This is a genomic window from Streptomyces sp. WM4235 (assembly GCF_001279725.1).
Classification (GTDB): domain Bacteria; phylum Actinomycetota; class Actinomycetes; order Streptomycetales; family Streptomycetaceae; genus Streptomyces.
This window is the reverse complement of the sequence record NZ_LGDE01000221.1, coordinates 1-797: the sequence shown is the minus strand read 5'-3', so window position 1 is coordinate 797 and position 797 is coordinate 1. Positions and strand designations below refer to the sequence as shown.

The following is a 797-nucleotide window of genomic DNA, read 5'->3' as shown; positions in this document are numbered from 1 at the left end:
TACCGGACGAGTTCGACGCCTGGGTCCGTAAGGTGATCGACCGGCTGGAGGAAGCCGCGGCGGAGCGCGAGCGCACCATCGACGAGGCCTTCGCGAGCCTCGCCCACCTGGCCGCCGACCGGGGTGCCTTCGCGCGCGCCGCGAAGCAGCTGCCCGCCGGCATCCTGCGCTCCACCATGTTCCTGCGGCTCGACGGGAAGTCGACCGAACTGGTCACCTGGCGTTCCCTGCGACCGGAGGCGTCCGTCCCCTTCCTGACGGACGAGGAGAGCGCGCCCCGGCCCGGTGACGGCGCACCGACCGTGCCCGCGCAGGCCAGGTCGGCCACGGCGGGCAAGCCGGTCACCCCGGTCGCCCCGACCACCGGGCGGCCGGCCACCGCCTCGGCGGCGCCCACGTCGTCGGCCGCGGGCCCCGCCGGCAGCGGGTCCCCCGTCATCGGGCCTACGGTCACCCGGCCTTCGGTCACCCGGCCTTCGGCCGGTGTGCCGTCGGCCGTCGGGCCCGGCCCGGCGGCGAGCGAGCCCCCGGCGGCCGACGCGCCGCCCGTGCGTCCCCTGCCCGTGGTCCACGTCATGACGGGCCTGCCCGCATCCGGCAAGACCACCGCCGCGCGCGCCCTGCAAGCGGAGTCCGGCGGCCGGATGCGACGCGTCAACCTGGACGACCTCCGGGGCATGCTCGACGGACACGACCACGGGCGCGGCCACTCGTACAAGCACGAGCAGACCGTCCTGGAGATCCAGGACGCGGCACTGCGCGCGGCGGTCGAGGGGGGCTTCGACGTGGTCGTGGAC

Annotated in this window: 1 protein-coding gene; it reads left to right on the top strand. The window is 76.3% G+C overall.

Translation table 11 applies throughout. From position 1 onward, the window contains the following. Positions 1–797: AAA family ATPase (locus ADK55_RS39810; RefSeq protein ID WP_234350077.1), on the top strand; the 797-nt coding region annotated here is incomplete at both ends.